Source organism: Streptomyces sp. NPDC101225, from assembly GCF_044767585.1.
Classification (GTDB): Bacteria; Actinomycetota; Actinomycetes; order Streptomycetales; family Streptomycetaceae; genus Streptomyces.
The window spans coordinates 1-21,615 of record NZ_JBIWOE010000038.1 but is presented as its reverse complement, the minus strand read 5'-3'; the positions used below and the strand labels follow the sequence as shown (position 1 = coordinate 21,615).

General features: G+C 72.4%; 21 protein-coding genes. 5 read left to right on the top strand and 16 right to left on the bottom strand.

Annotation, left to right across the window (positions count from 1 at the left end):
* Positions 1-120: 120 nt before the first annotated feature.
* From ACIRPX_RS36165 to ACIRPX_RS36110, 12 genes are all read right to left on the bottom strand, one after another.
* Complete coding sequence (locus tag ACIRPX_RS36165; RefSeq protein ID WP_404203275.1) at positions 121-1,248, bottom strand: polyprenyl synthetase family protein; 1,128 nt, start codon at positions 1,246-1,248, stop codon at positions 121-123.
* Positions 1,248-2,675: a hydroxysqualene dehydroxylase HpnE gene (gene hpnE, locus ACIRPX_RS36160; RefSeq protein ID WP_404203273.1), complete on the bottom strand. Its 1,428-nt coding sequence runs from the start codon at positions 2,673-2,675 to the stop codon at positions 1,248-1,250. Before hpnE ends, ACIRPX_RS36165 begins: the two co-directional genes overlap by 1 nt.
* Complete coding sequence (locus ACIRPX_RS36155; RefSeq protein ID WP_404203379.1) at positions 2,672-2,776, bottom strand: DUF6380 family protein; 105 nt, start codon at positions 2,774-2,776, stop codon at positions 2,672-2,674. The genes hpnE and ACIRPX_RS36155 overlap by 4 nt, the downstream gene beginning before the upstream one ends.
* 35 nt (positions 2,777-2,811) lie before the next feature.
* Complete coding sequence (hpnD, locus tag ACIRPX_RS36150) at positions 2,812-3,762, bottom strand: presqualene diphosphate synthase HpnD (protein WP_404203271.1); 951 nt, start codon at positions 3,760-3,762, stop codon at positions 2,812-2,814.
* Positions 3,759-4,661, bottom strand: a complete 903-nt coding sequence (gene hpnC / locus ACIRPX_RS36145) for a squalene synthase HpnC (protein ID WP_404203269.1) — start codon at positions 4,659-4,661, stop codon at positions 3,759-3,761. The genes hpnD and hpnC overlap by 4 nt, the downstream gene beginning before the upstream one ends.
* Positions 4,662-5,048: 387 nt before the next feature.
* Complete coding sequence (locus ACIRPX_RS36140) at positions 5,049-5,837, bottom strand: ABC transporter ATP-binding protein (protein ID WP_404203267.1); 789 nt, start codon at positions 5,835-5,837, stop codon at positions 5,049-5,051.
* A complete protein-coding gene (locus ACIRPX_RS36135) occupies positions 5,830-6,759 on the bottom strand; it encodes an ABC transporter permease (RefSeq protein ID WP_404203265.1) in 930 nt (309 codons plus the stop codon). Before ACIRPX_RS36135 ends, ACIRPX_RS36140 begins: the two co-directional genes overlap by 8 nt.
* A 97-nt stretch (positions 6,760-6,856) precedes the next feature.
* Positions 6,857-7,729, bottom strand: a complete 873-nt coding sequence (locus ACIRPX_RS36130) for a glycosyltransferase family 2 protein (protein ID WP_404203377.1) — start codon at positions 7,727-7,729, stop codon at positions 6,857-6,859.
* Between the two features lie 5 nt (positions 7,730-7,734).
* Positions 7,735-8,514 carry a CDP-alcohol phosphatidyltransferase family protein gene (locus ACIRPX_RS36125; RefSeq protein WP_404203263.1) on the bottom strand — a complete coding sequence of 260 codons (780 nt, stop codon included), beginning with the start codon at positions 8,512-8,514 and terminating at the stop codon, positions 7,735-7,737.
* The gene (locus ACIRPX_RS36120) at positions 8,492-9,553 is read right to left on the bottom strand and encodes an iron-containing alcohol dehydrogenase family protein (protein ID WP_404203261.1); all 1,062 of its coding nucleotides are present in this window, start codon (positions 9,551-9,553) and stop codon (positions 8,492-8,494) included. The genes ACIRPX_RS36125 and ACIRPX_RS36120 overlap by 23 nt, the downstream gene beginning before the upstream one ends.
* Positions 9,541-10,293, bottom strand: coding sequence for a sugar phosphate nucleotidyltransferase (locus tag ACIRPX_RS36115; RefSeq protein ID WP_404203259.1), 753 nt, complete (start codon positions 10,291-10,293; stop codon positions 9,541-9,543). The genes ACIRPX_RS36120 and ACIRPX_RS36115 overlap by 13 nt, the downstream gene beginning before the upstream one ends.
* Positions 10,290-12,074, bottom strand: coding sequence for a DUF5941 domain-containing protein (locus ACIRPX_RS36110; RefSeq protein ID WP_404203257.1), 1,785 nt, complete (start codon positions 12,072-12,074; stop codon positions 10,290-10,292). The genes ACIRPX_RS36115 and ACIRPX_RS36110 overlap by 4 nt, the downstream gene beginning before the upstream one ends.
* 280 nt (positions 12,075-12,354) lie before the next feature.
* Between ACIRPX_RS36110 and galE the strand changes: the two genes are divergently transcribed.
* Both galE and idi read left to right on the top strand, forming a co-directional pair.
* A complete protein-coding gene (galE, locus tag ACIRPX_RS36105) occupies positions 12,355-13,323 on the top strand; it encodes a UDP-glucose 4-epimerase GalE (protein WP_404203255.1) in 969 nt (322 codons plus the stop codon).
* Positions 13,324-13,653: 330 nt separating this feature from the next.
* A complete protein-coding gene (gene idi, locus ACIRPX_RS36100; protein ID WP_404203253.1) occupies positions 13,654-14,247 on the top strand; it encodes an isopentenyl-diphosphate Delta-isomerase in 594 nt (197 codons plus the stop codon).
* A 3-nt stretch (positions 14,248-14,250) separates the two neighbouring features.
* Here idi and ACIRPX_RS36095 read toward each other — a convergent pair whose 3' ends face one another.
* Positions 14,251-14,760, bottom strand: a complete 510-nt coding sequence (locus ACIRPX_RS36095) for an ATP-binding protein (RefSeq protein WP_404203376.1) — start codon at positions 14,758-14,760, stop codon at positions 14,251-14,253.
* Positions 14,761-15,026: 266 nt separating this feature from the next.
* Between ACIRPX_RS36095 and ACIRPX_RS36090 the strand changes: the two genes are divergently transcribed.
* The gene (locus ACIRPX_RS36090) at positions 15,027-15,782 is read left to right on the top strand and encodes an enoyl-CoA hydratase/isomerase family protein (RefSeq protein ID WP_404203251.1); all 756 of its coding nucleotides are present in this window, start codon (positions 15,027-15,029) and stop codon (positions 15,780-15,782) included.
* On the opposite strand, the gene ACIRPX_RS36085 is transcribed toward ACIRPX_RS36090, so the two are convergent.
* The gene (locus tag ACIRPX_RS36085; RefSeq protein WP_404203249.1) at positions 15,754-16,404 is read right to left on the bottom strand and encodes a DJ-1/PfpI family protein; all 651 of its coding nucleotides are present in this window, start codon (positions 16,402-16,404) and stop codon (positions 15,754-15,756) included. The genes ACIRPX_RS36090 and ACIRPX_RS36085 overlap by 29 nt on opposite strands.
* A gap of 26 nt (positions 16,405-16,430) precedes the next feature.
* On the bottom strand, positions 16,431-17,384 hold the full coding sequence (locus ACIRPX_RS36080) for a GlxA family transcriptional regulator (RefSeq protein WP_404203247.1): 954 nt from the start codon (positions 17,382-17,384) through the stop codon (positions 16,431-16,433).
* A gap of 114 nt (positions 17,385-17,498) precedes the next feature.
* Here ACIRPX_RS36080 and ACIRPX_RS36075 point away from each other — a divergent pair, with 114 nt between their 5' ends.
* Together ACIRPX_RS36075 and ACIRPX_RS36070 are read left to right on the top strand one after the other, a co-directional pair.
* A complete protein-coding gene (locus tag ACIRPX_RS36075; RefSeq protein ID WP_404203244.1) occupies positions 17,499-18,368 on the top strand; it encodes a hypothetical protein in 870 nt (289 codons plus the stop codon).
* 221 nt (positions 18,369-18,589) lie between these two features.
* Positions 18,590-20,998: a Tex family protein gene (locus tag ACIRPX_RS36070; RefSeq protein WP_404203242.1), complete on the top strand. Its 2,409-nt coding sequence runs from the start codon at positions 18,590-18,592 to the stop codon at positions 20,996-20,998.
* A gap of 85 nt (positions 20,999-21,083) precedes the next feature.
* Here ACIRPX_RS36070 and ACIRPX_RS36065 read toward each other — a convergent pair whose 3' ends face one another.
* The gene (locus ACIRPX_RS36065) at positions 21,084-21,440 is read right to left on the bottom strand and encodes an ArsR/SmtB family transcription factor (protein WP_404203240.1); all 357 of its coding nucleotides are present in this window, start codon (positions 21,438-21,440) and stop codon (positions 21,084-21,086) included.
* Positions 21,441-21,615: the final 175 nt, after the last annotated feature.

Here is a 21,615-nt window from a genome sequence, read left to right as displayed (position 1 = left end):
GGCTTCCCCTTCGTGCAGTCGTGCAAGTCGTGCTGCTGTGGGTCCGCCGTCGGCCGGTGACTGAAACCTTTTCGCAGGCACCGGCCGGCGACTACGCGAGGACTGTTCGACCGATAGTGATCATCTCTTTCGTACGACGACGAAGTCGGCGAGCGCCGCGAACTGGGCCCGCACCCGGTCGGGCATGTCGATGGCGTCGAGGGCTTCGATGGCGACGGTGTGCTGGCGGCGCGCTTCGTCGGCCGTCCATTCACGGCCGCCCGCCTCCTCGATGAGGGCGGCGCGGGCCGCGAACTCCTCCTCCGAGAAGTTCTCGAAGTCGCTGCTCTTGGCGTCGGCGGCGAGCATCTCGCCGAGCCGCTCCGAGGCGGGACCGCCCGCGGCGAGCGCGGCCACGACCGGCAGGGACTTCTTGCGCTGGCGCAGGTCGCTCCAGGTCTGCTTGCCGGTGGAGACGGGGTCGCCCCAGATGCCGAGGAGGTCGTCGACGGCCTGGAAGGCGAGGCCGAGGTGGTAGCCGTACTTCTCCATCGTGTCGGCGGTGCGGTCGTCCGCGCCGCCGAGCACCGCGCCGATGGAGGAGGCGCAGGCCAGCAGGGCGCCGGTCTTGTTGCCCTCCATCTCCAGGCACTCCTCGACGCTGACGCGGTCGCGGTGCTCGTAGGAGATGTCCTGGGCCTGGCCGTCGATCAGGGCGCGGGTCGCGGTGGTCAGGCGGCGGGTGGCGCGGCCGGCCTCGACCGTGCCGAGCTCCAGCAGCACCTCGTTGGCCAGGGCGAACAGGGCGTCGCCGACGAGGATCGCCTGCGCGGGCCCGTGCACCTTCCACACGGTGTCGCGGTGGCGGCGCTGCTCGTCGCCGTCCATCAGGTCGTCGTGCAGCAGCGAGAAGTTGTGGACGAGTTCGACGGCCACGGCGCCGGGGATGCCGGTCTCGGGCGCGGCCCCGGTGACCTCGGCGGAGAGCACCGCCAGGGCGGGGCGCACGGCCTTGCCGCCGTCCCCTTCGGCGGGGTTGCCCTCGGCGTCGATCCAGCCGAAGTGGTAGGCGGAAACGGTGTCCATGGGAGGGGCCAGGCGGTCCACGGCCGCCCGCAGTACCGGTGTGGCAAGGGTCCGGCCGCGCTCCAGGAGCGCGGTCACGTCCACCGCGTCGGCAGCCGTCTCGGCCGGGGGCACAGTGGGCACAGTTTCTCCTTCTTCTGCGGTACCGGGGGTGCGGGGGCCTGCCGCCTGCTGCTGGAGCATCAAGCCGCCTCCTCGAGGTCGAAGAGGTCGTCCGGGCGGGCCCGGCCCAGGGCGCCGAGGGCGGCCTCGGCCGCGCCGACGCCACTGCGGACCGCACTCTCCATGGTCGCGGGCCACCCTGTGGCGGTCCACGCTCCGGCCAGGTAGAGGCCGGGGGCCTTGGTGCGGGCGCCGGGCCGCAGCCGCCCGACGCCGGGGGTGGGGGCGAACGTCGCCGTGCGCTCCCTGGTCACGAAGAAGTCCCTCACCTCGGCGCCGTGAGCACCCGGGAGCAGGCGTTCCAGCTCGGGAACGTAGCGCTCGCGCAGCTCGGCGACGGGCGTGTCGATCTCGTCCCGCGCGGCCGACTGCGACAGGGCGAGGTACTGGCCCTCGCGCAGTCCGGACGCCTCGGTGCGGTCGAAGACCCATTGGATCGGGGTGCCGAGGGCGGCGAAGAAGGGCCGGCTGAGCACCTTGCGGTCGTAGACGACGTGGATGTTCAGGATCGGCGCGGTATCGATGTCCAGCAGTTTTTCCGGGGCGTCGAGCGCGCCGTCCGGCAGCAGGTCATGGGCCTCGCGCTGGGGTACGGCGAGCACGACGGCGTCCGCGTCGAGGGTCTCCCCGGGAACCTGAACGCGCAGGCGCCCGTTTTCGTCAGTGGAGAGGGAGGTGACGCGTGTACGGACCTCGGTACGCACGCCCGCGGAGTCGAGCGCCTTGCGGGCCAGCCGGTCATGCAGTTCGCCCAGCGGGACGCGCGCCCAGCCGATGTCGGCGGCGCCCGGGTCGGACAGCAGACCGGTCTTGAACACCATCGCGGCGAGCGACAGCGAGGCGTCGCCCGCGACCGCGTTGAGGGTGGCCACCCCGACCAGGTCCCACAGGGCCTCGACGGCACGCGCCGACTGACCGTGCGCGGTCAGCCAGCTGCCGAAGTCCTGGGTGTCCAGGCTCGGATCGGTGAGGTCGAGCCCCTTCAGCGCCAGTGCGGCACGCCCCACCCTGGCCCGCTCGGCGAGGGAGAGATGCGGATACGTCGCCAGGCTGCGCCCCAGATGCAGAGGGACCGGCAGGGCGTCGCGCCGCAGCCTGCCCAGGCGCCGGCCCGCGGGCTTGTCGACGTCGAGAACGGGCACGTCGAGACGATCCTGCAGGGGCGCCAGCGCGGTGGCCTCGATGCGGTCGAGGAACCAGCGGTAGGCGGTGCAGCAGCGCAGGTAGACATGCTGTCCGTTGTCGACGGTCAGCTCTCCGCGCCGGAAGGAGAAGGCCAGGCCGCCCAGCCGGGGCCTGCCCTCGACCAGGGTGACGCGGACACCCGCGTCCGCGAGCGCGAGCGCGGCGGTGATGCCGGCGAGCCCGCCGCCGATCACGACGGCGTCCCTTCCGGGACGCCCCGGTACAGCCGCGAGCGGCTCGCCGGAGCGCGAGTCGTCGGTCATCGTGCACCCTCCCCTGCCCGGCCGCCGCGGTGATTGAACGGTGCACGGCATGCCGTCGCAGTCAGGGACGCCGTCCCCGTCCAGAGGGTTGCGTGCGGCATTTCGCCGATGCAATCACGTTGGCCCGTTTTGTCCATCAGGCGCGCCTCCTGACGGTCCTCCGGGCCACATGGCGGGTGTCCAGGCCGGACAGGCCGCGTACGGCGACGTAGGCCTTCTCCCGGCCGGGCAGCGAGACCCGGCCGCGCAGCACGGCCTCCGGGTCGCGCTCGATGCGGTCCAGCAGGCGGCGGTAGATGCCGGCCATGGCGGCGACACACGCCCCGCTGCGCCGGTCCAGCATGGGCAGCAGCCGGTAGCCCTCGGCGAAAAGGGCGCGGGCCCGCCGCACCTCGAAGTGCACCAGGCCCGTGAAGTCGGAGCCCTCCGGTGGAGTGGGGCCGTCGAACCCGGCCGAGCAGCCGAACTTCGCCAGGTCGTCGGAGGGCAGATAGGTACGGCCGCCCTCGGCGTCCTCCCGGACGTCTCTGAGGATGTTGGTCAGCTGCAGCGCGAGGCCCAGGGTGTCGGCGTACTCCGCGGCCCGGTCGGCGCCGCGCGCCCCCGGTTCGGTGCCGAACACGCCGAGCGAGAGCCGGCCGATGGCGCCGGCCACGCAGCGGCAGTAGACCTTCAGGTCGTCCCAGGTCTCGTAGGTCTCGCCGCGGACGTCCATCAGCACGCCGTCGATCAGTTCGTCGAGGCCGCCGAGCGGGATCGGGAAGGCGTCGGAGGCGTGGGCGAGGGCGACCGCCACGGGGTCGGTGTCGTCCTCGGCGACCGCGCCCTCGCGCACCCGCACGAGCAGCTCGCGGGTGTCCTCCAGCCTGGCCGCCTTGACGTCGTCCGCCAGCGCGCCGTCGCCGATGTCGTCGACGCGCCGGGAGAACGCGTACAGCGCCGACATCGCGCGTCGCTTCGGCGTCGGCAGCAGCCTGATGCCGTAGGCGAAGTTACGGGCCTGCTGCCCGGTCACGGCCTCGCAGTAGCTGTAGGCGGCGAGTACCGGCGCGGACACGTGCGATGGAGACTCCACGGTCCGGATCACCCCTCTCCTCGCAGGGTCACGCCCACCTCGCGCAGCAGCCGGCCCTTGCCGGGCCGGGGCGGGCCGGGAAGTACGTCGTATTCTGCGGCCGCGATCGCGTGGATCGCCGCCCTTCCCCCCGCCACGAACCCTGCGAGCAGCAGCTTCAACCTGCCGTGGACGCTACCCACGAGAGGGGCTCCTTCATTCAGGAGATCCCGGGCGCGTTGCGCTTCGTATGCGACCAGTGCGCGCACCGATGCGCCCGCGGTGGGTGTGGCGAGATCCGCCTCTTGCACATGAAAGTGTTTCATGTCCGCGGCGGGCAGATAGATGCGGTCCCGGCGGAGGTCCTCGGCGACGTCCTGGAGGTGTTCGACGATCTGCAGGGCCGTGCAGATCGCGTCCGAGAGGCGGATGCGCTCGGGGCTCGACGTGCCCGTGACCGACAGGACCAGACGGCCGACGGGGTTGGCCGACAGTTCGCAGTAGGCGCGCAGGTCGTCGTAGGTCTCGTAGCGGCTGACGAGCTGGTCCTGGCGGTTGGCGGCGACCAGGCCGAGAAAGGGCTCCGGGGTCAGCGCGTGGCGCCGGACGGTGGGCTGCAGGCGGCGCAGCAGGGGGTGGCGCGGGGTGGACTCGAAGACCCGCTTCAGGTCCTCCTCGAAGGCGTCCAGAAGCAGCAGCCGGTCCTCGGCCTGCGAGGGCGACACGCCGAGCAGACCTGCGTCGGCGCCACCGGGGGCCAGATCGCCGTCGCCGATGTCGTCGACAAGGCGGGCGAAGCCGTACACCGCCATGAGGTCGGCGCGCCAGGCCCTGGGCAGGAAGAAGGGCGCCACGGGGAAGTTCTCGCCCGCCGCCTTGTCGAGGGTGCCGCGCTCCGGATCAGCGGTGTGCGGCGTGCCGGTTCCCGTCACCGGTGACTGCCCGTGGCGGGGACGGCACATGCTGCGCTGAGCTGGGGAGTTTCCGTAGCCATTGCCGTCACATCTCCCGTTCTACACTGCCTACCCAATGCATACTATTTCGGACACGCCAGGCGGCCGTCCGCGCGGCCGTCCCGCTTCAGGGTGTCGCGCATTATCGCCCCACTTGCCGCCTTTCGGGACCGCTACAGCTTACGTTGTACAACGCAGCGTGCTCCCCTGGGGTGTCCTGCACATCACAACAACACACCGATTGGCGTCAAGATTCCTTGGGCGGGACCGAGTTGACGTTTCCTTTGCAGACGCGGGGCCCCGCCGGAGCAGTTCCGGCGGGGCCCCGCGAAGCGTGCTGGGCCGGTCGGCCCATGCGTGGGTGGACTACTTGCCCGTGAACTTCTCGTACTCCTTGAGGACCTCGTCCGTAGGCCCGTCCATACGGAGCTCGCCGCGTTCCAGCCACAGGACGCGGTCGCAGGTGTCGCGGATCGACTTGTTGTTGTGGCTGACCAGGAACACCGTGCCGGCCTCTTTCCGCAGCTCACGGATGCGCTCCTCGGAGCGCCTCTGGAACTTGCGGTCACCGGTGGCCAGCGCCTCGTCGATCATCAGGACGTCGTGGTCCTTGGCCGCGGCGATGGAGAAACGCAGACGGGCCGCCATGCCGGAGGAGTAGGTGCGCATCGGCAGGGTGATGAAGTCGCCCTTCTCGTTGATGCCCGAGAAGTCGACGATGCCCTGGTAGCGCTCCTTGATCTGCTCGCGGGACATGCCCATGGCGAGCCCGCCCAATATGACGTTGCGCTCGCCGGTCAGGTCGTTCATCAGCGCCGCGTTCACGCCCAGCAGGGACGGCTGGCCGTTGGTGTAGACGCGGCCCTTCTCCGCCGGGAGCAGACCGGCGATGGCGCGCAGCAGCGTCGACTTGCCGGAGCCGTTGGAGCCGATGAGGCCGATGGCCTCACCGCGGTAGGCGACGAAGGAGACGCCCTTGACGGCGTGCACCTTGCGCACCCCGCGCTCCTCACCGCGCTTGAGGATGCGGCTGAGGGCGGCGGTGGCGCTGCCCTTGCCGCTCTTCGCCCCGTGCACGCGGTAGACGATGTGCAGTTCGTCGGCGATGACGGTGGGAATCCGCTCGCCGGTGCGGTCGTCGCGCTGCTCAGCCACGGCCGTACCTCTCCTCCGCCTTCCAGAAGTACAGGAACCCGCCGAGCGCGACCAGCACGGCCCAGCCGGCCGCGGCCGCCCAGACGTGGTCGGGGAGGTTCTCGGCACCGTAGCCGTCGATGAGCGAGAAGCGCATCAGGTCCATGTAGATGGAGGCCGGGTTCCACTGCAGCACGGTCGCCGTCCACTGCGGCTTGTCGGCCAGCATGATCGGGATGGAGAACATCACGCCCGACGCGTACATCCACGTACGCATGATGAACGGCATCAGCTGCGCCAGGTCCGGGGTCTTGGCGCCGGCCCGGGCCATGATCAGCGCCAGTCCGCCGTTGAAGAGGAACTGCAGCGCGAGCACCGGGACGATCAGCAGCCAGGACAGGTCCGGCATGCTTCCGAAGCCGATCGCCACGGCGAACAGCACGACCATCGAGAACAGCAGCTGCTGGAGCTGCTGCAGCGCGAAGGAGATCGGCAGGGAGGCGCGCGGGAAGTGCAGCGCGCGGACCAGGCCGAGGTTGCCGGAGATCGCACGCACGCCCGCCATCACGGAGCTCTGCGTGAAGGTGAACACGAAGACGCCCGTGACCAGGAACGGGATGTAGACGTCCTTCGACATGCCCCGGCTGGCGTTCAGGATGACGCCGAAGATGAAGAAGTACACGGCCGCGTTCAGCAGCGGCGTCGCCACCTGCCAGACCTGGCCGAGCTTCGCCTGGCTGTACTGGGCGGTCAGCTTCGCCCGCGAGAAGGCGAGGATGAAGTGACGCCGGTCCCAGAGCTGGCGGACGTACTCGACGAGGGAGGGCCGGGCGCCGCTCACGGTCAGGCCGTACTTGGCGGCGAGCTGCCCCGCCGCGAGGCCCTCGTCGGTCGGTACGGCCGCGCTCAGGGCGACCGTACCTTCGTGCGTTGACTCACTCACTGGTGGAAACTTTCGTCTTCGGGATGCACGGCCACTGCGGACACGGGCAGGAGCTCGGGACCCGGACGGGCCCGCGTCGCTCTCAGGAAAGAGCTTGTCAGATCACAGGAGGCCGGCCCAGTCGGGTCAGCCGCCACACCGTACGCCATTTCATGGGCCTGCGCGGCCCGCACGGGGTGGTCCAGCCTTCCCGGAACCCGCCGAACCAGGCCCGCAGCGCGGACCGGGAGGGGCGGCGGACGAGGGTGAGCAGCAGCCACACGCCGAGATACACCGGGACCAGGGGCGCCGGGAGGTTGCGGCGGGCCAGCCAGACCCGGTTGCGGGCGACCATGCGGTGGTAGACCGCGTGCCGCGAGGGCGCGGTCGTGGGGTGGAACAGCACCATGTCGGACCGGTAGTCGATCATCCAGCCCGCGTCGAGGGCCCGCCATGCCAGGTCGGTTTCCTCGTGCGCGTAGAAGAATTCGTCCGGCAGGCCGCCGACTTCGGCGAAGACCTGGGTGCGGACGGCGTTGGCGCCGCCGAGGAAGGTGGTCACCCGGGAGGAGCGCATCGGGTCGGCGGCGCGCAGCCGCGGCACGTGCCGACGCTGGGTGACACCGGTGTCGGGGTCGGCGATGCGGAAGCTGACGATGCCGAGCCTCGGGTCGGCGGTGAAGGCCTGCCGGCACAGCTCGGCGGTGTCGTGGCCGGCGAGCAGGCCGTCGTCGTCCAGGAACAGCAGGACGTCGACGTCGCGGCCGCTGGGGCCGAAGGCCTCGATGCCGACGTTGCGGCCGCCGGGGATGCCGAGGTTCTCGGGCAGCTCGATGGTGCGTACGCCGCCGGGGACGTCCGGCACGGGCGAGCCGTTGCCGACCACGACGACCTCGACCGCTTCGCCGTCCTGCTTGGCGACCGACTCCAGCAGGGCGCGCAGCTCCTCGGGCCGGTTGCCCATCGTGATGATGACCGCGCCGACCTTCATGGCGCTCACTTCAGCCTGCTGGAGGCCAGGATGGACACGAGGTGCAGCAGGGTCTGCAGCAGCGCGATGGCGGCCATCACCGCGACACCGAGCCGGGAGAAGAACAGGTCGCCGCGCGCCTGGTCCGCTATCGCCAGGACCAGGATCACCAGCGACGCCTCGATGCCGAGGATCAGCCGGTGGAACTTGAACGCGGCGGCGGCCCGGCGGGCCAGCGCCATGCCGGAGGAGCGCATCTCGGCGGCCGCCTCCTTGACCGGGGGCATCCCGGCCTGGTGGCGGGCGACGCCGACCAGGTCGGTCTCGGCCTTGATCAGGATCGCGCCGAGCGCGGCCAGCGTGCCGAGGAACGCCCACAGCCAGTCGATACGGCCGCTGCCGAACAGGTCCGCGGCGCGCAGCCCGAAGCCGACCAGCACGGCCGCGTCGGTGAGGTAGGCGCCGACCCGGTCCAGGTAGACGCCGTTCATGGAGTACTGCTTCTTCCAGCGCGCGATCTCGCCGTCGACGCAGTCCAGCAGCAGGTACATCTGGACGCAGACCACGCCGAGCACCGCGCCCCAGATGCCCGGCACCAGCAGGGCCGGGGCGGCGAGCACGCCGAAGACGGTCATCAGGTACGTGAGCTGGTTGGGTGTGACCCTGGTGTTCACCAGGTAGCGGTCGACCCGCAGGGACACCTCACGCATGTAGAGGCGCCCCATCCAGTGCTCACCGCTGCGCCGGTCCTTGACCCCTGCGGGGTGGACGACCGGACGGAGTTCAGCTACCGATGGCCTTGACATAGTCGGCGTATGTGTCCTTGATCTGGTCGGTTGTCAGGTCGAGGTGTTCGAGGATGGTGTAGCGGCCGGGCCGGGTCTGCGGGGCGAACTCCACGACGCGGACGAACTCGTCCACCGTGAAGCCGATCTCCTCCGGCAGCACCGGAAGCCCGTGCCGGCGCAGCACCTCGGCCATGTACGCCGACTCCTCGTGCGCACCGCGCAGATACATGGCGAAGGCGGCACCGAGGCCGCACTGCTCGCCGTGGGCGGCCGCGCGCTTGGGGTGGAGCAGGTCGAAGGCGTGGTTGATCTCGTGGCAGGCGCCGGAGGACGGGCGCGAGTCGCCCGACACCGACATGGCGATACCGGTGAGGACGAGCGCCTCGGCCAGCACCTGCAGGAAGCCGTCGTCGCCGACGCCTCCGGGGTGCCTGAGCACCGCCTCGCCGGCCTGCCGGGCCATGGCGGCGGCAAGGCCGTCGATCTTCTCGCCCTTGACCCGGTTCGCCAGCTCCCAGTCCGCGACCGCCGAGATGTTGGAGATGGCGTCGCCGATACCGGAGCGCACGAAGCGGACCGGCGCCTCACGGATCACGTTGAGATCGATGACGACCGCGATCGGGTTCGGCACACCGTAGGAACCGCGTCCCGCGTCGTTGTCGAGGGTGGCGACCGGCGAACACAGTCCGTCGTGCGCGAGGTTGGTGGCGACGGCGACCAGGGGCAGGCCGACGCGCGCCGAGGCGAACTTGGCACAGTCGATGATCTTGCCGCCGCCGAGGCCCACGACCGCGTCGTAGTGGCCGGCCTTTATGTCGCTCGCCAGCCGGACCGCGTCGTCGATGGTGCCGCCGCCGACCTCGTACCAGTCGGCGCCGGGCAGGGAGGGGGCGATCCGCTCGCGCAACCGGGCGCCCGAACCGCCGCTGACGGCGATGGCGAGCTTCCCGGACTGCGAGATCCGTTCGTCGGCGAGCACGCACGCCAGGTCGTCGAGGGCACCCGGGCGGATGTCCACGACGACCGGTGAGGGAATCAGCCTCGTCAGTACAGGCACGCGATCTCCCGTCCGCGGGCGAGATCGTCGTGGTTGTCGATCTCGACCCACTTGACGTCACCGATCGGCGCCACGTCGATGCGGAAGCCGCGGTTCACCAGCTCCTGGTACCCGTGCTCGTAGAACTGCTGCGGGTCGGTCTCCCAGACCGCCTTCAGCGCGTCGGCCAGTTCGGGGGCCGCGTCGCCCTCGATGAGGGTGACGCCGATGTACTCACCGGTGGCCTCGGCGGGGTCCATCAGCTTGGTGATCTTCGTCATGCCCTTGCCGGTGTCGGCGACGACCTTCATCTCCTCGTCCGCGAGGTCCTTCACGGTGTCCAGCGCGAGGATGATCTTCTTGCCGTCACCGCGCGCGGCGAGCAGCGTCCTCTCGACGGAGACCGGGTGCACGGTGTCGCCGTTGGCGAGGATCACGCCGTCCTTGAGGGCGTCACGGCCGCACCACAGGGAGTAGGCGTTGTTCCACTCCTCGGCCTTGTCGTTGTCGATGAGGGTGATCTTCAGGCCGTACTTCCGCTCCAGGGCCGCCCTGCGCTCGTACACGGCCTCCTTGCGGTAGCCGACGATCACCGCGACCTCGCTCAGGCCGATCTCGGCGAAGTTGCCGAGGGTCAGGTCGAGCACCGTGATCGAGTCCTCTATGCCCGCGGGCCCCACCGGCACCAGCGCCTTGGGCAGGGTGTCGGTGTAGGGGCGCAGACGCCGTCCGGCGCCGGCCGCCAGCACGAGGCCGATCATGCGGGTTCTCCTTCGTCGTGTACGGCGGGCGCCCCAGCGGACACCCAGAAGCGGATGCTCTCGACGAGCACCAGCAGGGCGACGGCCACGGCGAGGACCGTGAGCGCGACCTTGAACTGCGAAGCGGTGAGCAGCGCGGCGAGGACGGTGACCAGCAGCGTCCGGCCCTCGTGACCCCCGATGGCGCGCACCAGCCAGGCCGGGGACGCTCCGGCGTTGCCGCGGATGCGGTAGACCGTGTCGTAGTGATGGTAGGCGACGGCCGCCACCAGGCCGAAGGCCGCGGGCAGCACGCCGTTCACCCCGGATTCGGCCGCGAGCAGCAGGACGGTGCCGTACTCGGCCGCCCGGAAGAACGGCGGAACGAGCCAGTCCAGGGCGCCCTTCAGCGGCCGGGAGACGGCGGCGCCGGAGAGCAGGACGTAGGCCACGGCGCCGAGCACGGTCGGCCAGCCGGCGCCCCAGACCGCGGCGGAGATCACCACGAGGAGCCCGCCGGCCGCGGCGCTCACCGGCGCCGGGACGCGGGGGGCGACGCGCGCCACCGCCTCGGCGAGCGGCCCGCTGTCGGCGAGGTCCGCCAGCGCCTGCGCGGCCCGGTCGGTGCGCCTGGCCCTGCGGGTCAGCGACCTGAGCACGCGGCCCGCGGTGGTGTACGTCGCGGCGAAGGCGCAGCCCACGAGCAGGACGTAGAAGGTGATGCGCGGGGTGGTCACGGCGGTGAGGACGGCGATCATCGCCCAGCGCTCGCCGATCGGCAGGACGATCATGCGCCGCACCCACACCGTCCAGCCGACGCTGTCCAGCCGGCCCGAAAGAGCCGCGGTGGGGCTGGTGTTGGCGGTGGCGTCGTGGTTGGCCTCGTTGAAGGAGAAGTCCACGACATGCCGGCAGGTCTGCAGGATCATCGCGCCGAGCGCGAGGGCCCATACGTCGTCGCCGCCGCGGGCCGCGCCGAGGGCGAGCCCGGCGTAGTAGGCGTACTCCTTGGCCCGGTCGAAGGTGGCGTCCAGCCAGGCGCCGAGCGTGGAGTACTGCAGGGAGTAGCGGGCGAGCTGGCCGTCGGTGCAGTCCAGCACGAAGGAGCAGATCAGCAGGACGCCCGCGGCGACGTAGCCGGCGCGGGTGCCGGTGGCCGCGCAGCCCGCCGCGATCAGCGCGGTGAGCAGCGAGGCGGTGGTGACCTGGTTCGGGGTCAGGCCCCGGCGGGCGCACCAGCGGGCGAGGTAGCGCGAGTAGGGGCTGATGAAGAACGTGGTGAAGAAGCCGTCGCGGGACTTCACGGCCGACTTCAGGCGTACGGCCTCGTCGTCGACGGAGGCGACGGCCTGCCGGGCCTCGTTGCGGGCCTGCGGGTCGGCCGGCACCTCGGCGACCAGGCTGCCGAGCTCGGGTCGGTGGACGGCGGCGCCGTCGGCGTCGAGGGCGGTGGCTATGCGGTCGGCGAGGTTGCCGACGGCGACGGCCGCGCCGCCTCCCGCGGAGTTCTCGCGGGCCATGGCCCGGGTCAGCGCCTGGCGGCCGGCCGCCTGCGCGGTGACGGCGCCGGAGACCGCGGCGAGCGGGAAGCGGGGGTCGGTCAGGCCGAGGCGCAGGGCGTGCAGGTGGCCGACGAAGCGGGTGTCCACCACGGCGACCCGCTGGTCACCGGGGACCTGGGCCAGGAGCGTCTCGGCGTCGGCGACGTCGCCGGCGACCCGGACGTCGAAGCCGAGGGACCGCAGGTCGTCCTCGATCGACGATCCGGGGACCGGCTGACCGGTGAGGATGGCGGTCGACAACCGAACTCACTCCCTGGGTGCCGGCGCGCGGGCGCCGGTCATGTGCACGGTGGGGACGCCCCTTGGCTGCACCAGGCGGGCGGCATGTCGGCAGAGGTTATCGGATGCTCGGAGAGCGCCGTTCACCGCCCGTTAACGGGCCGATCAACGCTGTCTCCACCGGTCTTTGCCGCGATCATCATCGGGGATCCCGGGTCCCGCCCACAAACCGCGTCGGCCGGAACAGGGGCATCCGGGACATTGGGGATCGCCGCGGGCCGTCGACATAGGGTGGGCGACCATGACATGGCTGATCACAGGCGGAGCGGGATACATAGGGGCCCATGTGGCGCGGGCCATGGGCGACGCCGGGGAGCGCGTCGTCGCGCTCGACGACCTCTCGGCCGGAAACGCCGCGCGGCTGCCCGCCGACGTGCCGCTCCTCGAGGGGTCCTCGCTCGACGGCGCTCTGCTGAAGCGGGTCTTCGCCCGGCACGAGGTGACCGGCGTCGTCCACCTCGCCGCGCGCAAGCAGGTCGCCGAGTCCGTGGCGCAGCCCACGCGCTACTACCGGGAGAACGTCGGCGGTCTCGCCACGCTGCTGGAGGCGGCGGCCGAGGCCGGCATCGAGCGGTTCGTGTTCTCCTCCTCGGCGGCCGTCTACGGCAACCCGGAGGTGGACCTGATCACCGAGGACACCCCGTGCGCGCCGGTGAACCCCTACGGCGAGACGAAGCTCACCGGCGAGTGGCTGGTGCGGGCGGCGGGCCGGGCGCACGGCATCGCGACGGCGTGCCTGCGCTACTTCAACGTGGCGGGCGCGGCCGCGCCCGAGCTGGCCGACACGGGCGTCTTCAACATCGTGCCCATGGTCTTCGACCGGCTCACCCGCGACGACGCCCCGCGGATCTTCGGCGACGACTACCCGACGCCGGACGGCACCGCCGTCCGCGACTACATCCACGTCGCCGACCTGGCCGAGGCGCACCTGGCGGCGGCACGGCGGCTGGACGGCGGCGCGCGCGGCGACCTGACGGTCAACATCGGCCGCGGCGAGGGCGTCTCCGTCCGCGAGATGGTCACCGTCATCGGCGAGGTCACCGGCGACCGCCGCGCCCCGCTCGTCGAGGCCCGCCGCCCCGGCGACGCGCCCCGCGCGGTCGCCTCGGCCGCCCGGGCCGCCGAGGAGCTCGGCTGGACCGCACGGCGCGGGGTCCACGAGATGATCGGGTCGGCGTGGCAGGGCTGGCGGCTGCACCACGGCATGTGACGGGGCAGGTGGGGCGCCCCGCCGCCGGGCACCGGGCGGGCCGCGTGGCGCACCGGGCGGGAGCCCGTCGGTGAGCCGGGTGGTGCGCCCCCGGGGCGGAATGCAGCCGTCCGGCGCGGGGACGCGTCCTGAGCCTCACAACGCCGCCCGGACGGTTCCCCGCCGATCGCACCGGGCACGATCAACCACCGGGCCCCTCTTCCCGGTCTCCTACCGGTGACGGCCGTCGCCCGAGCCGTGCGCGGGACATGCGGGCGCGACCGTGAAGTGCCGGGAGTGCCGGATTCGTGCGGCACACTTGGGGCGCGAAGACCGATGCGAAGGATGGGTATGCCGATCACACCTGCCACCGCGACGCACAGTCCGTCGAACGGCACCGCTGACGCGATTCTGCTGGAACTGGTCGACGAGAACGGCGTCACGATCGGCACCGCGGAGAAGCTCTCCGCCCACCAGCCACCGGGCCGGCTGCACCGCGCCTTCTCCGTCTTCCTCTTCGACGAGCACGGCCGGCTGCTGCTGCAGCAGCGGGCCCTGGGCAAGTACCACTCACCCGGCGTGTGGTCCAACACCTGCTGCGGCCACCCCTACCCCGGCGAGTCCCCCTTCGCGGCCGCGGCCCGGCGCACGTACGAGGAGCTGGGGGTCTCCCCGTCGCTGCTGGCGGAGGCGGGCACGGTGCGCTACAACCACCCGGACCCGGCCTCGGGCCTGGTGGAGCAGGAGTACAACCACCTGTTCGTCGGGATGGTGCAGGCCGCGCTGCGGCCCGACCCGGAGGAGGTGGGCGCGACCGCGTTCGTGAGTCCCGCCGAGCTGGCGGAGCGGCACGCCGCGGACACCTTCTCGGCGTGGTTCATGACGGTGCTGGACGCCGCGCGTCCGGCGATCAGGGAGCTGACCGGTCCGTCGGCCGGCTGGTGATCCTCACAGCACGCGTACGGGTTTGAGCGGCAGGGCGGCCCAGATCACCTTGCCGCCGCTCGCGGTGTGCTCGACGTCGCAGACGCCGCCCGCCTCCCGGGCGACCTCGCTCACCAGCAGCAGCCCCCGGCCGCCGGTACGGGCGTGGTCGGCCTCCAGGGCGGTCGGGCGGTAGGGGTGGTTGTCCTCCACCGACACCCGCACCCACTCGGCGCCCACGGCGACCTCCACGGCGAGCACCGGGGACAGCAGCGCCGCGTGCTTGACGGCGTTCGTGGCCAGCTCGGAGACGATCAGCAGCAGGCCGTGGACGAGGTCGTCGGAGATGGGCACCCCTTGGCGGTACAGCAGGTCGCGCACGGCGTGTCGCGCCTGCGGGACCGAGGCGTCGACGGCGGGTGCGGTGAACCGCCAGACGCCTTCGTACGGCAACGGGCCCGCCGGCTCCGGGTCGCCGGGCCCCTCGGCCCCGCCCGCTGGGCGTGGGCAGGCCCCCCGCCCGTGGTCGTCCATCGTCAGGTCGCCACCCTCGCGCTCGATTGTCACCACACGTCGAGTGTTGGTAACGACCCGCGCCGTTCCGGATGACTGAACAGAAGTCAGCGCCAATCGAGCGTTTATGACCGTTGGCGTATGACACGGTCAGTTGTGGGACTGCTCCTGTCATCCCGCAGCCGACTTCGCGAACTTTTCGGGTTGTACGGCTTGGGCGGCGGGCTCGTCCCCTTCGTCCCGCCCTTCGTGATCACATGCGCGGCGGTGCGGTTAGCATCCCGCCCATGGAGCCCCAGCTGCAGCACGAGGTCGCCGACTCGGTCGCCACCGTCGTCATCCGCCATCCGGCCAAGCGCAACGCCATGACGGCCGCGATGTGGGCCGCGCTGCCGCCGCTGCTCGACACCCTCGCCGCCGATCCGGGCGTACGGGCGCTGGTGCTGACCGGCGAGGGCGGCACGTTCTGCGCGGGCGCCGACATCTCCACGCTGCGGAGCTCGCCCGAGGAGGCGCAGACGCTCGCGGTGCGCGCCGAGGAGGCCCTGGCCGCCTTCCCCAAGCCGACCCTGGCCGCGGTGCGCGGGCACTGCGTCGGCGGCGGCTCGCAGCTCGCCGCCGCCTGCGATCTGCGTTTCGCCGAGGAGGGCTCCCTGTTCGGGGTGACGCCCGCCAAGCTCGGCATCGTCTATCCGGCGTCCTCCACCCGGCGGCTGGTGTCGCTGGTGGGCCCGGCCGCCGCGAAGTACCTGCTGTTCTCCGGCGAGCTGATCGACACCGCACGGGCGCTGCGCACCGGCCTGGTCGACGAGGTGCTGCCCGAAGGCGAACTCGCCAAGCGGGTCACGGAGTTCACCCGCGTCCTGGCCTCCCGCTCGCAGCTGACCCAGGCCGCGGCGAAGGAGTTCGCCGGCGGGCGCACCGACCGGGACGCCCACTGGAGCGAGCAGGCGCGCGGCAGCGGCGACACCGCGGAAGGAGTCGCCGCCTTCCTGGAGCGCCGTCGGCCGAGCTTCACCTGGTCGGTTCCTTTCCCAGGATGAACCGGCTCATCGACCGGATCAGCTCGACGACGTCCGCCGGCGCCGTGGCCGGGGACCCGGCGTCGTAGGGCGGCTGCGGGTCGTACTCGATGCCCAGCTGCACGGCCTGGGCGACGGCGTCGCCCGCCATCCGGCCGAGCAGCGCGAGCCCCATGTCGATGCCGGAGGAGACCCCGGCGGCGGTGACGTACTTGCCGTCGACGACCACCCGCTCCCCCGTGGGCTCGGCGCCGAACCGCCTCAGCTCGTCCAGGGCCAGCCAGTGCGAGGTCGCGCGGCGGCCCTCCAGCAGCCCGGCGGCGGCGAGCAGCAGGGAGCCGGTGCACACGGACGTCGTCCAGGTGCTCGTACGGTCGGTGCCGCGGATCCAGTCCAGGAGCGCGGTGTTCGCCATCTGCGCGCTCTGCCCCGGGCCGCCCGGGACGACCACGACGTCGGGTCGGGGCACCTCGTCCAGGGTCCGGTCGGCGGTGAGCGCGAGGCTCCCGGCGTCGGTGCGGACGGGGCCGGTCCGCTCGGCGACGAACACGGTCTCGGAGTCGGGCAGCCGGCCGAGGGTCTCGTACGGGCCGACCGCGTCGAACGCGGTGAAGCGGTCGTAGAGCACGATCGCGAACTGCATGGCTTCCCCCTGTGGGGTGTGGGTGCTCAGTGGGCCGGTGCCGGGCGGAACCGGCGCCGGTATTCGGCGGGCGCCGCGCCGAGGGTGCGGACGAAGGCGCGGCGCATCGCCTCGGGTGTGCCGTAGCCGCAGGCGCGGGAGATCTCCTCGATGCCGTCGGGGGTGTCCTCCAGCAGGCGGCGGGCGTGTTCGAGGCGGACCCGGTCGACGTAGCGGCCCGGGGTCATGCCGGTCTCGGCCTGGAAGGCGCGGGCGAAGTGGCGCGGCGAGAGCCGCACGCGGGCGGCGAGCCGGTCCACGGACAGGTCCTCGCCGGGATGCTCGGTGATCCACTGCTGGACCTCGCGCAGCGGCTCCCGCCGCGCCGTCTGCGCGGACAGCTGGGCGCTGAACTGGGCCTGGTTACCCGGCCGGCGCAGGAAGACGACCAGGTGGCGGGCGACGGACAGGGCGACGTCGCGGCCGGCGTCCTCCTCCACGAGCGCGAGGGCGAGGTCGATGCCGGAGGTGACACCCGCCGAGGTGGCCAGGTCGCCGTCGCGGACGAAGATCGGGTCCGGGTCGACCCGCACCTCCGGGTGCTCGCGGGCGAGTTTGTCGCACACCGACCAGTGGCTGGTCACCCGCCGGCCCTCCAGCAGCCCGGCCTCGGCCAGCAGCAGCGCCCCGGTGCACACGGAGACCAGGCGCTCGGCCCGGGGCGCCCGCTCCCGCAGCCACGCGATCAGCCGCGGCTCGGGGTGGCGGGTGCCCGCACCGCCCGGGACCAGCAGGGTGTGCGCCGCCGGGGCGTCGGCGAAGGAGTGGTCCGGGACCAGGGTCAGGCCGCTGGAGGTGCGCACGGCCCGGCCGTCCCGGGAGACCGTACGGGTCCGGTACGTCCCCGGGCAGTGCAGCTCGGCGCCGTTGAACACCTCGACCGGACCCGACACGTCGAGGCTCTGCACGTCGTCGAAGAGGACGACCAGGACGGTTCGCATGGCTTCGATTCTTGGCGGCCCGCGCGATGGCCGCAATGACGAGAACCCCACCTTTCCTGCCATCGGCCGACCGCCCCTGGAGCCGCGTACCAACCAGTCGGTAGCCTGCCGGTCATGACTACTGCCGCCCTCGACGCACGCGCCGGCCGCCGCTGCCACAACGTGCTCAACTCCCTGCACGCGACGCACTACTTCTCGCCCGACCTGGGGCGGGAACTCGACGCGCTCGGCATCACCCACCCCAAGGCCCGCAACTTCGCCGTCCGCGCGGCCGCCCTGGGACCGGTCGGGCCGGGCACGGTGGCGGCGGCCTTCTACAACTACAAGTACGAGCTGGTGGCGCGGCACGTGCCCGCCGTGTGGGATACCGCCACGCCCGCGCAGACGCTCGCCGCACGCGCGCGTGCCGCCGACTCCACCCTGCGCCGTCTGCTCGGCGAGGACACCGTGGCGTCCGCGGAGATGGCCGAGGCCGCGCGGCTGGCGCTGCGCGCCGCCGAGGCCTGCACCCGCCCGGCCCGGCCGCTGTACTCCGCCCACGCCGACCTGCCCGTCCCCGAGGAGCCGCACCTGGCGCTCTTCCACGCCGCCACGCTGCTGCGCGAGCACCGGGGCGACGGCCACGTGGCCGTCCTGATGTCCGCGGAGCTGGACGGTCTGGAGGCCGTCGTCACCCACACCGCGACCGGCAAGGGCATGACACCGAAGTGGGTGTTCGGCACCCGCGGTTGGAGCCAGGAGGAGTGGGACGCGGCCCGCGGCCGGCTGCGCGAGCGCGGACTGGTCGACGCGGCCGGCGAGCTGACCGAGCAGGGCGTCATGCTGCGCGCCGAGATCGAGGCGGAGACGGACCGGCTGGACCGGGCCCCCTACGCGCACCTGGGGGCGGCGGGCGTCGAGCGGCTGACGGAGCTGGGCAAGGCCTTCGCGGGCGCCGCGCTGGTCGCCGGTGCCTTCCCGGCGGATCTGATCGGCAAGGGCTGACCGGTACCGGGTGCCCGCGCCTGTCCCGGCCGCGGCGGCCGGGACGGGCGCGGGGAGGACTCCGGCTCCGGGCGCCGGCCGGCGCGCCGCGCCGGCGGTGGCGCCGTGACCCTGCCCTTCCGGGCACCGCCCCGGCCCGCCGGGCGGCGCCCTGATCCCCGTCTGTCGGCGCCACCTGCCACAATTGCGGCGCAACCTCAGTGAGAAGGCGGTACGGGATCGTGACGACACCCGGGTCCAGCACAGTCGGGACCATCGAAGGCAGGATCGCCGAGGAACTCGGCGTACGGGAGCGGCAGGTACGGGCTGCCGTGGAACTGCTCGACGGCGGTTCGACGGTGCCGTTCATCGCCCGTTACCGCAAGGAAGCCACCGAGATGCTCGACGACGCGCAACTGCGCACGCTCGAGGAACGGCTGCGCTATCTGCGGGAGCTGGAGGAGCGGCGGGCCGCGATCCTCGACTCGGTGCGCGAGCAGGGCAAGCTCACCGAGGAGCTGGAGGCGCAGATCCGCGGGGCCGAGACCAAGGCCCGGCTCGAGGACATCTACCTGCCCTACAAGCCCAAGCGGCGCACCAAGGCGCAGATCGCCCGCGAGGCCGGTCTGGAGCCGCTGGCCGAGGGGCTGCTCGGCGATCCGAGCGTCGAACCGCTCGCTGCCGCCGCCGCGTTCGTGGACGCCGGCAAGGGCGTCGCCGACGCGCAGGCCGCGCTGGACGGGGCCCGCGCGATCCTCACCGAGCGCTTCTCGGAGGACGCCGACCTCATCGGCGAGCTGCGCGAGCGCATGTGGGTGCGCGGGCGGCTGGCCGCCAAGGTCAAGGAGGGCAAGGAGGAGGCGGGCGCCAAGTTCGCCGACTACTTCGACTTCGCCGAGCCGTTCACCGACCTCCCCTCGCACCGCATCCTCGCGATGCTGCGCGGCGAGAAGGAGGACGTCCTCGACCTCGTCCTGGAACCCGAGGAGGCGACCGACGGACCCTCCTCGTACGAGGGCATCGTCGCCCACCGGTTCGAGATCGCCGAGCGCGGGCGCGCCGCCGACAAGTGGCTGGTGGACACGGTCCGCTGGGCCTGGCGCACCCGCATCCTGGTGCACCTGGGCATCGACCTGCGGCTGCGGCTGCGCACGGCCGCGGAGGACGAGGCCGTGCGGGTGTTCGCGGCCAACCTGCGCGACCTGCTGCTCGCCGCCCCGGCCGGCACGCGCGCGACGCTCGGCCTGGACCCCGGCTTCCGGACGGGCGTCAAGGTGGCCGTCATCGACGCGACCGGCAAGGTGGTGGCCACCGACGTCATCCACCCGCACGTCCCGGCCAACAGGTGGGACGAGGCGCTCGCCAAGCTGGCCCGCCTGGCCCGGGAGCACGCGGTCGAGCTGATCGCGATCGGCAACGGCACGGCGTCGCGCGAGACCGACAAGCTCGCCGGTGAACTCATCACCAGGCACCCGGAGCTGAAGCTCACCAAGGTGATGGTGTCCGAGGCGGGCGCGTCGGTGTACTCGGCGTCCGCCTTCGCCTCCCAGGAACTGCCCGACATGGACGTGTCGCTGCGCGGCGCCGTCTCCATCGCGCGCCGGCTGCAGGACCCGCTGGCCGAACTGGTGAAGATCGACCCCAAGTCGATCGGCGTCGGCCAGTACCAGCACGACCTGTCCGAGGTGAAGCTGTCGCGCTCGCTGGACGCCGTGGTCGAGGACTGCGTCAACGGCGTGGGCGTGGACGTCAACACGGCGTCGGCCCCGCTGCTGGCCCGCGTCTCCGGCATCACCTCCGGCCTCGCGGAGAACATCGTGGCGCACCGCGACGCCAACGGCCCCTTCACCTCCCGTACGGAGCTGAAGGGCGTGGCGCGGCTCGGCCCGAAGGCGTACGAGCAGTGCGCGGGCTTCCTGCGCATCCGCGGCGGCGAGGACCCGCTGGACTCCTCCAGCGTGCACCCCGAGTCGTACCCGGTCGTGCGTCGCATGGTGAAGTCCTCGGGCCAGGAGGTCGCGGCCCTCGTCGGCAACACGTCGGTGCTGCGCTCGCTCAGGCCGGCCGACTTCGTGGACGAGACGTTCGGTCTGCCGACCGTCTCCGACATCCTCAAGGAGCTGGAGAAGCCGGGCCGCGACCCGCGTCCGGCGTTCCGGACGGCCACCTTCAAGGAGGGCGTCGAGAAGATCTCCGACCTGTCCTCCGGGATGGTCCTGGAGGGCGTCGTCACGAACGTCGCGGCCTTCGGCGCCTTCATCGACGTCGGCGTCCACCAGGACGGCCTCGTGCACGTCTCCGCCATGTCCAAGAACTTCGTCAAGGACCCGCGGGACGTCGTCAAGCCCGGCGACATCGTCAAGGTGAAGGTCCTCGACGTCGACATCCCCCGCAAGCGGATCTCGCTCACGCTGCGGCTCGACGACGAGGCCGCCGCGCAGGGTCAGCAGGGCGAGGGCGGTGACCGCCGCCGGCGTGGTGGTCGCCCGCCCCAGCAGCGGCAGCAGCAGCGCCAGGGCGGCGGCTCGCGGCAGGGCGGGGGCGCGCGGCAGGGCGGCGGCTCGCGGCAGGCGCCCCCGCCGGCCAACAGCGCGATGGCCGACGCGCTGCGGCGGGCCGGGCTGCTGGACCCGAAGAACGGCAAGCGCTGATCGAGGCCGTGACCGTGGGGAGCTGCGGGTCCGTCGTGGCCGGTCGCGCAGTTCCCCGCGCCTGTCGAAGGCGCACCGGACGGCGTCACCTCGTGGTGTGCACGGTGACCGGGGCGTCGGCCTGCTGGAGTTCGGTGAGGAGCTGGTTCCGGCCGGCCAGGAGCTCGGTGAGGATCCGGCGGGCGGCGCGCAGGAGTTCGGCGACGTCTCCCCCCGCGAGCGCGTAGCGGACGGTGGAGCCCTCCCGCATGGACACGACGATGCCGGAGCGCCGCAGGACGGCCAGCTGCTGCGACAGGCTGGACGGCTCGATGTCGATGTCGGCCAGCAGATCCCGTACGGACACCGGCCCGTGCTGGAGGAGTTCCAGCACCCGGATGCGCACGGGGTGGCCGAGCATACGGAAGAACTCTGCCTTGACCTGGTAGAGGGGGGCCTGCATGGGCTCGCTCCTGGTCGGGTGGGTGGGGCTGTGGCCGCCGCGGGGGGGGGGGGGGGGCGCCCCGCCCCCCCCCCCCCCCCCCCCCCCCCCCCCCACCCCCAACACCCCCCCCCCCCCCCCCCCCCCCAAACACACAAACCCCCCCCCCCCACCCCCCCCCGGGGCCCCCCCCCCC

Coding starts and splice junctions, on each gene's coding strand:
- ACIRPX_RS36165 (WP_404203275.1), bottom strand. CDS start 1,248: ATGCTCCAGCAGCAGGCGGCAGGCCCCCGCACCCCCGGTACCGCAGAA.
- hpnE (WP_404203273.1), bottom strand. CDS start 2,675: ATGACCGACGACTCGCGCTCCGGCGAGCCGCTCGCGGCTGTACCGGGG.
- ACIRPX_RS36155 (WP_404203379.1), bottom strand. CDS start 2,776: ATGCCGCACGCAACCCTCTGGACGGGGACGGCGTCCCTGACTGCGACG.
- ACIRPX_RS36130 (WP_404203377.1), bottom strand. CDS start 7,729: ATGAAGGTCGGCGCGGTCATCATCACGATGGGCAACCGGCCCGAGGAG.
- ACIRPX_RS36125 (WP_404203263.1), bottom strand. CDS start 8,514: ATGTCAAGGCCATCGGTAGCTGAACTCCGTCCGGTCGTCCACCCCGCA.
- ACIRPX_RS36115 (WP_404203259.1), bottom strand. CDS start 10,293: ATGATCGGCCTCGTGCTGGCGGCCGGCGCCGGACGGCGTCTGCGCCCC.
- galE (WP_404203255.1), top strand. CDS start 12,355: ATGACATGGCTGATCACAGGCGGAGCGGGATACATAGGGGCCCATGTG.
- idi (WP_404203253.1), top strand. CDS start 13,654: ATGCCGATCACACCTGCCACCGCGACGCACAGTCCGTCGAACGGCACC.
- ACIRPX_RS36095 (WP_404203376.1), bottom strand. CDS start 14,760: ATGGACGACCACGGGCGGGGGGCCTGCCCACGCCCAGCGGGCGGGGCC.
- ACIRPX_RS36090 (WP_404203251.1), top strand. CDS start 15,027: ATGGAGCCCCAGCTGCAGCACGAGGTCGCCGACTCGGTCGCCACCGTC.
- ACIRPX_RS36085 (WP_404203249.1), bottom strand. CDS start 16,404: ATGCAGTTCGCGATCGTGCTCTACGACCGCTTCACCGCGTTCGACGCG.
- ACIRPX_RS36080 (WP_404203247.1), bottom strand. CDS start 17,384: ATGCGAACCGTCCTGGTCGTCCTCTTCGACGACGTGCAGAGCCTCGAC.
- ACIRPX_RS36075 (WP_404203244.1), top strand. CDS start 17,499: ATGACTACTGCCGCCCTCGACGCACGCGCCGGCCGCCGCTGCCACAAC.
- ACIRPX_RS36065 (WP_404203240.1), bottom strand. CDS start 21,440: ATGCAGGCCCCCCTCTACCAGGTCAAGGCAGAGTTCTTCCGTATGCTC.